Annotated in this window: 1 protein-coding gene; it reads right to left on the bottom strand. The window is 34.0% G+C overall.

All coding sequences use genetic code 11. From position 1 onward, the window contains the following. Positions 1–7: 7 nt before the first annotated feature. Positions 8–448 carry a DUF5082 domain-containing protein gene (locus PDT38_RS19330; RefSeq protein WP_270803676.1) on the bottom strand — a complete coding sequence of 147 codons (441 nt, stop codon included), beginning with the start codon at positions 446–448 and terminating at the stop codon, positions 8–10. Between the last annotated feature and the right edge of the window lie 122 nt (positions 449–570).

The raw sequence follows: 570 nt of genomic DNA on the forward strand, positions 1-570 counted from the left end.
TTAATAGTCATTTAGATCGAGCCCCTAATAATTTATTAATTGAGTTGATCGTCTTGGTCAGTTCGTCATTCTTTTTTTCTCCGTGATGAAGTAGATCATTTGCAGCTACGGCTAATCTTCCTACTCCTTCAAAGAAAGCTTTATCAGCCTCCAAAGATCTAATTTTTTCCTCAATTTTGGAGATATAATCTAAGTACCCTTCGTTTACAATATCGTGCATGGCTGTATGTGCCTGATCGCGGTCCTTGTCAAAGTCAGTGGCAGATTCTCCGACCCAGTGTTGATCTAGATGGGGTTTTAAAATTTTTCTAATATGAGAAATTCCTTTTTCATGTTCTCCCTGTATTTTTTTCTTTACTGCTTTTAATTTTTGAATTTGGTGTTCTGCATGATGTATACCTTGCTTAATCATACTGTGAATACCACTCAAAATCGTTGCATGACTCATTTGTTTCACCTCAATATAAGGAATTATACAGATTTAACCACTGAATTTTTTTCCATACCTTTAATCATAAAAAAGAAGTGAAGTGAGTGAAATAGTGATATAGAACTGTTTTTTATAGGTAT

The sequence above is a fragment of the Bacillus changyiensis genome (assembly GCF_027706145.1).
Classification (GTDB): domain Bacteria; phylum Bacillota; class Bacilli; order Bacillales; family Bacillaceae; genus Bacillus; species Bacillus changyiensis.

Coding starts and splice junctions, on each gene's coding strand:
- PDT38_RS19330 (WP_270803676.1), bottom strand. CDS start 448: ATGAGTCATGCAACGATTTTGAGTGGTATTCACAGTATGATTAAGCAA.